General features: G+C 75.6%; 8 protein-coding genes and 1 pseudogene. 8 read left to right on the top strand and 1 reads right to left on the bottom strand.

What is annotated here, in order from left to right; translation table 11 throughout:
• Window positions 1-130, bottom strand: a pseudogene (locus ACWEVO_RS25230) (aldehyde dehydrogenase family protein); the annotation flags it as partial.
• 60 nt (window positions 131-190) lie between these two features.
• Here ACWEVO_RS25230 and ACWEVO_RS25225 point away from each other — a divergent pair.
• The 8 genes from ACWEVO_RS25225 (at window position 191) to ACWEVO_RS25190 (ending at window position 6,956) form a co-directional block, all read left to right on the top strand.
• Window positions 191-361, top strand: coding sequence for a hypothetical protein (locus ACWEVO_RS25225; RefSeq protein ID WP_452309992.1), 171 nt, complete (start codon window positions 191-193; stop codon window positions 359-361).
• Complete coding sequence (locus tag ACWEVO_RS25220) at window positions 355-663, top strand: DUF167 domain-containing protein (RefSeq protein WP_452309991.1); 309 nt, start codon at window positions 355-357, stop codon at window positions 661-663. Before ACWEVO_RS25225 ends, ACWEVO_RS25220 begins: the two co-directional genes overlap by 7 nt.
• A 22-nt stretch (window positions 664-685) precedes the next feature.
• On the top strand, window positions 686-2,188 hold the full coding sequence (locus tag ACWEVO_RS25215; protein WP_452309990.1) for a potassium/proton antiporter: 1,503 nt from the start codon (window positions 686-688) through the stop codon (window positions 2,186-2,188).
• 223 nt (window positions 2,189-2,411) lie between these two features.
• Entirely contained in the window at window positions 2,412-2,831 is a 420-nt protein-coding gene (locus ACWEVO_RS25210; protein ID WP_018785248.1) for a TraR/DksA family transcriptional regulator, read from the top strand.
• 66 nt (window positions 2,832-2,897) lie between these two features.
• Window positions 2,898-3,500, top strand: a complete 603-nt coding sequence (gene lspA, locus ACWEVO_RS25205; RefSeq protein WP_452309989.1) for a signal peptidase II — start codon at window positions 2,898-2,900, stop codon at window positions 3,498-3,500.
• Window positions 3,497-4,441 carry an RluA family pseudouridine synthase gene (locus ACWEVO_RS25200; protein WP_452309988.1) on the top strand — a complete coding sequence of 315 codons (945 nt, stop codon included), beginning with the start codon at window positions 3,497-3,499 and terminating at the stop codon, window positions 4,439-4,441. The genes lspA and ACWEVO_RS25200 overlap by 4 nt, the downstream gene beginning before the upstream one ends.
• Window positions 4,442-4,476: 35 nt before the next feature.
• On the top strand, window positions 4,477-5,343 hold the full coding sequence (locus tag ACWEVO_RS25195) for a hypothetical protein (protein ID WP_452309987.1): 867 nt from the start codon (window positions 4,477-4,479) through the stop codon (window positions 5,341-5,343).
• Between the two features lie 140 nt (window positions 5,344-5,483).
• Window positions 5,484-6,956 (top strand): AAA family ATPase, encoded by a 1,473-nt coding sequence (locus ACWEVO_RS25190; protein ID WP_452309986.1) that lies wholly within the window; start codon window positions 5,484-5,486, stop codon window positions 6,954-6,956.
• The last annotated feature ends 130 nt before the right edge of the window (window positions 6,957-7,086 follow it).

Below are 7,086 nucleotides of genomic sequence, written 5' to 3'. Positions count from 1 at the left end.
TGGCGGCCTTGCCGCCCAGCTCCAGGGTGAGCTTCTTCCGGGTGCCGGCGACCGCGCGGGCGATGGCCTTGCCGACCTCGGTGGAACCGGTGAAGCCGCCGCCGCCGGCCCGTTCGACGGTGACCCGCCCGCCCAGCCGTTGTCGGCGGCGGAGCTGGCCCGGCTGACCGGGCTCGACGACGAGGTACGGGTGGTCGACGGCCACCCCCGGTTCCACCTGGCCGACTGCCCGCACCTGGTCGGTCGGGCCGACGAGCCGCTGCCGGTCGCCGAGGCGGTGGACCTCGGCTTCACCCCGTGCGCCCGCTGCGCGCCGGCCACCGCCCTGCTCGCCGACCCACCCCTGGGCCGATCATGGTGAGCAGCCACGACCGGCTCACCGTCGCCGTACGGGTGAAGCCCGGCGTCTCGCGGGCCCGGGTCGGTGGGCGGTTCGACGGCCCGCACGGTCCGGCCCTGGTGATCGCGGTGACCGCGCCCGCGGTGGACGGGCGGGCCACCGAGGCCGCCCGGCGTGCCCTGGCCGGCGCCCTCGGTGTGCGGCCGGCGGCCGTCTCGCTGCGCGCCGGCGCGGCCAGCCGGGACAAGCTCTTCCTGGTCGAGCGCCCGGCCGCCGGGCTGGCCGACGTGCTGCGCCGGCTGCGCGACGGATCGGCCGAGTGAGGACCGTCCGGGCCGGTAGCGGATGACGCCTGGGCTGGATCTCGCGCTGCTGCTCGGCGCGGCCGTCCTGCTCGTGGCGGTGGGCGCGGTGCGCTTCTCCACCCGGCTCGGCGTGCCGAGTCTCCTGGTCTACCTCGCGCTCGGGGTGGCGATCGGCGAGGCCGGGCTGGGTATCCGCTTCAGCGACGTCGAGCTCACCCGGGTGCTCGGGTTCTGCGCGCTCATCGTGATCATCGCCGAGGGCGGGTTGAGCGCGCGGTGGAGCACCCTGCGCCCGGTGCTCGGGATGGCCGCCGCGCTCGCCACGGTCGGCGTGGTGGTCAGCATCGCGGTGGTCGGGCTCGTGGTGCACCTGGCGCTCGGCCTGGACTGGCGGCTCGCCCTGCTCTACGGCGCGGTGCTCTCCTCCACCGACGCGGCGGCCGTCTTCGCCACCCTGCGCCGGCTGCGCCTGCCGCCGCGCCTGGTGGCCACGCTGGAGGCGGAGTCCGGCATGAACGACGCCCCCGTGGTGATCGTGGTGGTGCTGCTCTCCCGCAGCGCGGAGTTCGCCCACGCGTGGTGGTTGGAGGTGCTCCTGGTCGGCTACGAGCTGGGCGTCGGGGCGGCCGTCGGGGTGGCCGCCGGCATCACCGGCCGGTACGCGCTGCGCCGGGCCGCGCTGCCCTCCGCCGGTCTCTATCCGATCGCGGTGGTCGGCTTCACGGTGCTGGCGTACGCGGCCGGCTCGGTGCTGCACGCCTCCGGCTTCCTCGCCGTCTACGTCGCCGGGGTGCTGCTGGGCAACGCCCGGCTGCCGCACCGGCAGGCGATCCTCGGTTTCGCCGACGGCCTCGCCTGGCTGGCTCAGATCGGCCTGTTCGTCCTGCTGGGCCTGCTGGTGTCGCCGGGCCGGCTGGAGGCCGCGGTGCTGCCGGCGGTGGTGACCGGGCTGGCCCTGCTGCTGCTCGCCCGGCCGCTGTCGGTGGCGGTCTCCGCGCTGCCGTTCCGCTTCCCCCGCCGCGAGCAGCTCTTCCTCTCCTGGGCGGGGCTGCGCGGGGCGGTGCCGATCGTGCTGGCGACCATCCCGCTCTCGCTCCGGGTGCCCGGCGCGGAGCGGCTCTTCGACGCGGTCTTCGTGCTGGTGGTGATCTTCACGCTGCTCCAGGCCGGGACCCTCGCCCCGGCGGCCCGGCGGCTCGGGGTGACCGCCCCCGCCGAGGCGGCCGAGGTACGGGTCGAGACGGCCCCGCTGGAACGGATGCGGGCCGACCTGCTCCAGTTGGAGGTGCCGCCCGGCTCCCGGCTCGGCGGGGTGCACGTGGACGAGCTGCGGCTGCCGGTCGGCGCCTCGTTGACCCTGGTGCTGCGCGACGGCGCGGGCTTCGTGCCCGGCCCGGACACCCGGCTCAAGGTCGGCGACAGCCTGCTCATCGTGGCCACCGCCGAGGCGCGGGACGAGGCCGAGCGGCGGCTGCGCGCGGTCAGCCGCCGGGGACGGCTGGCCCGCTGGTTTGGCGAGTACGGCGAGGATCGGGACGGCTGATCTGCTAGCGTTCCTTTTGCCCCAATTGGTGGCTGTTCGGGGTTGAATCGCGGTGCGACGGTGCGGCACGTTGTCGGACGCCTGTACGTTCCGTATTCTTGCCACCCTCCGGAGTGCGCGGTCCCTGCTGACCGCGCGCCCGTTTCGTACCTGGGGTACCGGTACCGGTGACCCCTGCTCGGGCACCGCCGACCGCCGCGGCACGCGGCTGAGGGAGCTGACGATGGCGAAGCCAGCCGATACCAGGACCGCCGGTCGCAAGCCGGTGGCGAAGGCCACCCGCAGCGCCGCGGAGACCGAGAAGATCCGGGCCGCGCTGGCGGCGCGGCGGGACGAGCTCAACGCCGAGTACGATCAGACGCTGAGCGAGATCACCGAGCTGCAGCGCGACCGGCTGACCGACTCGGCCGGGGACGACCAGGCCGACACCGGCACCAAGACGTTCGAGCGCGAGCAGGAGATCTCCCTCGCCAACAGCATCAAAGAGCGGATCACGCAGGTCGAGCGCGCGCTGGAGCGGCTCGACGAGGGCGGCTACGGCTGGTGCGAGCGGTGCGGCAACCCGATCCCGGTGGAGCGGCTCGCCGCGTTCCCGTCGGCCACCCTCTGCGTGACCTGCAAGCAGCTGGAGGAGCGGCGCTGAGGCCACTCCCCGGCGGCCTTGGATGGACGGCGCGCCAGCGCCGTCGAGAGCGTCGATGGGGAGCAGATGACCGCAGCACCGCCCGCCGGGTCCGGCACCGCTGAGTCGGCCGGCGGCACGCCCCGCCGCAGGGCGGTCGGGGTTCTCCTCGGCGTCGCCGTGGCCGCCCTCGTCGCCGACCTGGTGACCAAGCAGCTCGCCCTCTCGTCCCTCACCGGCCGGGGGCCGGTGTCGCTGCTCGGCGGTGCGGTCTACCTCACCCTGACCCGCAACAGCGGCGCCGCCTGGAGCATCGGTTCCGGCCACACCTGGGTCTTCCCGGTGATCACCATCGGCGTGATCGCCTGGATCGCCTGGATGGCGCTGCGGCTGCGGTCGCTGCCGTGGGCCGTCTCGCTCGGCCTGGTGCTCGGCGGCGCCCTGGGCAACCTCACCGACCGGATCTTCCGGGCGCCCGGGCACTTCGTCGGCCACGTGGTCGACATGATCAGCCTCTTCGACCCGTACGGGCAGGTCTGGCCGGTGTTCAACCTGGCCGACAGCTCGCTGGTCTGCGGCGTCGTGCTGGCCGTGTTCCTGGAGCTCACCGGGCGGCAGCGGGACGGCTCCCGGGCCACCGCCGGGCGGTCCCGCGACACGGCCCCCGCCGAGCAGCGGGAGCGGGCGTGACCTCCGTCTTCGCCGCCGGCGGCGACCACCGCTCCCTGCCCGTCCCGGACGGCCTCGACGGCATGCGCCTCGACCAGGCCGTGTCCCGGCTCTTCGGGCTCTCCCGGACCGCCGCGGCGGCGCTCGTCGACGCCGGAGACGCGCTGGTGGACGGCGCGGTCCGGCCCAACTCGCACAAGGTCAAGGCGGGCTCCTGGTTGGAGGTCACGCTGCCCGCGCCGGCCGCCCCGCCGACGGTGGTGCCGCAGGCGGTGCCGGGCCTGACCGTGGTCTACGCCGACGACGACATCGTGGTGGTGGACAAGCCGGTCGGCGTGGCCGCCCACCCCAGCCCCGGCTGGACCGGCCCGACGGTGATCGGCGGGCTGGCCGGGATCGGCCACCGGATCTCCACCAGCGGCGCGGCCGAGCGGCAGGGCGTGGTGCACCGGCTCGACGTGGGGACCACCGGGATCATGGTGGTGGCCAAGAGCGAGCAGGCGTACACCGCGTTGAAGCGCGCGTTCAAGTACCGCGAGGTGGAGAAGCGCTACCACGCGGTGGTGCAGGGCCACCCCGACCCGCTGCGCGGCACCATCGACGCGCCGATCGACCGGCACCCGCACCACGACTACCGCTGGGCGGTGGTCTCCGGCGGCAAGCCGAGCATCACCCACTACGACACCCTCGAGGCGTTCCCGGCGGCCAGCCTGCTCGACGTGCGGCTGGAGACCGGGCGTACGCACCAGATCCGGGTGCACTTCTCCAGCCTGCGGCACCCCTGCGTGGGCGACCTCACCTACGGCGCGGACCCGACCCTCTCGGCCCGGCTGGGGCTGGCCCGGCAGTGGCTGCACGCCCGGTCGCTGAGCTTCGTGCACCCGCGCACGGGCGAGGAGGTCACCTTCGTCAGCGACTACCCGGACGACCTGGCCCGGGCGCTGGAGATCCTCCGCGACTGACCCGCCCCACCGACCGTCCGACGAGGGATCACACCGTGCCCGCCGACGTACCGCCGCGCCCGTCGCGGTCCGGCAAGCTCGCCTGGATCGCGCTCGCCTGCGCGCTGGTGGTGCTGGTCGTGGCCGTGGCGCAGCGGCGGGACGAGCCGGTGGGGGACCGGACGGTCGGGGAGGTCACCCGGGTCGGCGTGGCCGACGGCGACGCCATCCCGGCCTACCTGCGCTCCACCGCCGACGAGCTGGCCCGGCTCGCCGCCCCGGCGCCGGGCCCCTGGGCCCTGGTGTCGTTCCGCGCGTACCTGACGCCCGCGCAGGCGGCCGCCACGCTGCGCGGCGCGCCGGTCTCGGCGGTGATCGCCCGGGTGCCCCTGCCCGGGCGGCAGACCGAGATCGTCCGGATCGCCGCGCTGCGGCTCCCCGACGACGTGGTCGCCGGGATGGCCGAGGTGGCCGCGCGCAAGGACCGGGAGGCCGCCGACTACCGGGCCCGGGCGGCCGCCCCGGCGACCACCGCCGATCCCGGCCTGCGCCGGGTGTACGACACCGGCGCCTCGGTCTCGGCCCGCGAGGCGGCCGCCTACCGGGCGGCCTGCGCCTGCGTCTACGCCGCGGTGGTGCGGGACAGCCCGGACGCGCTGCGGGCCCTGGCCACCCGGCCCGGCGTACGCGCGGTGGATCCCGCACCCGAGCTGCGTCGCCTGGACCGGGCGGTGTTCACCCCGCCGCTGCCGGAGCAGCGGGACCGGGCCCGGCCGCCGGCCGACCGCGGGCTGGCCGACCCGACGTCGGGCCCCGGTATGGGTGATTCGTCGGAAGCCGCACCGACGGTGAGCGGATCCTCACCGGCTGGCGCCGGCCCCGCCGCCGGTGCCGGACCGCCCAATCCCGCTCCCACCTCCTGAGACACGACGGTGGACGGTTCCCGGCCCGGCCGGGCGGTGAGGAGAGCCACCAGGGGATGTGCGAACCCGGGTGTGGTCCGAATAGGGTTTCGTTCGTAGCCTGTCAGGCGGAGATCGATGGGCTGGGGGAGGGCGAAGCCTTGGACGGCAGCGAGACCGGCTGGGGTCGGCAGGGTGAGCCGGCACCGCGGTGGCGGGCGCTGCTCGACCGGGCCCGGCTCAGTGGACGTGGCGTGGAGCAGGTCGAGGCGGATCGCCGGGCGGAGGAACGCCCGCCGCCCGCCGAGCCGTTGCCCCGGCGCGCCGCCGGCACCGGCTGGACCGGACGGGCGCAGCCGCCCGGGCCGCCGGCCGAGCCGGAGTACGGCCGCGAGCAGGCCTACCGGGTCGAGGCGACCTACCGGGTGGAGCCGGCCTACCGGCTCGAACCCGGCTACGGCGAGCCCGCCTACCGGGCGGAGCCGGCGTACCGCGCCGAGCCGGACCCGCGCCCCGAGCCGTCGTGGCGGGCCGAGCCGGCCTACCGGCAGGACCCGCCGGAGCCCGAGGCGCGCGGCCGGGGCACCGCCGCCGTCGACCCGCGGTACGCGCTGCTCGACAACGGCTACCGGCCCGAGCCACCCCAGGTGGAGTCCCGGTACGCGCTGCTGGAGCGGGGCCGCTACCGGCCGGAGACCCTCCCGGCGCCCGAGCCGGCCTACCCGGAGCCGTCCGCGCCCGTCGTGCCCTATCAGCGGTCGGCCGAGGGCTATGCCGCCCGGGTCGAGCCGGCCCGGGTCGAGTGGCGCGCCCCGGAGCCGGAGAGCGAGCTTGAGCGGGCCGCCGGAGTGCTCCGGCGTGAGCTGGGTACCCCCCGGGTGCTCGCCTTCGCCAACCCGAAGGGCGGGGTGCACAAGACGACGGCCACCGTGCTCGCCGCGGCCACCGTGGGCAGTGTTCGCGGCCGCGGCGTGCTCGCCTGGGACGACAACGAGCTGCGCGGCACCCTCGGCCTGCGCGCCGGCAGTGCCCGGCACGCCCGCACCATCCGGCACCTGGTCCACGACCTCGCGCAGATCGAGATCCTGGAGGGAGCCACCCTGCTCGAGCATCTCGACGACTACCTGCGGCACGCCTCCGACGGCTCGTACGACGTGCTCGCCGGGGAGGAGAGCCCGCGGTTCGCCCAGCGGCTGGACCAGTTCACCGTCAAGCGGGTGCTGGAGCTGCTGCGCCGGACCCACGACGTGGTCTGCGTGGACACCGGCAACAACGTGGAGAGCGCCAACTGGCGGACCGTCATGCAGGCCGCCGACCAGCTCGTGGTGACCACCGTGCCGCGGGAGGACGCCGCGTTCAGCGCGGATTGGATGCTCGACCTGCTGCACGAGGTCGGGATGGGCGAGCTGGCCGACAACGCGGTCACGCTCATCTCCTGCCCGACCCCGGGGCGCAGCAGCCTCCAGGACGACCTGGAGCGGCACTTCGCCACCCGCACCCGGGCGGTGGCGGTGGTGCCGTACGACCCGGCGCTGGAGACCGGCTCCTCGATCGAGTACCACCAGCTCCAGCCGGAGACCCGGCAGGCGTGGCTCAAGGCCGCCGCGGTGATGCTGGAACCGTTCGCGCGCTGACCGCCACCGCCGCCCCGCGGCGCCCCGCCGCCTGAGCGCCGACCTCAGCACGATCACCAACTACCTCAACGCCGAACTGGCCAACCCGGAGGGAGTCAGCGGCAAGGACACCTACTGGGCCGGCAAGGGC

This window comes from Micromonospora sp. NPDC003776 (genome assembly GCF_053605645.1).
This window is presented reverse-complemented; position numbering and strand designations above follow the sequence as displayed.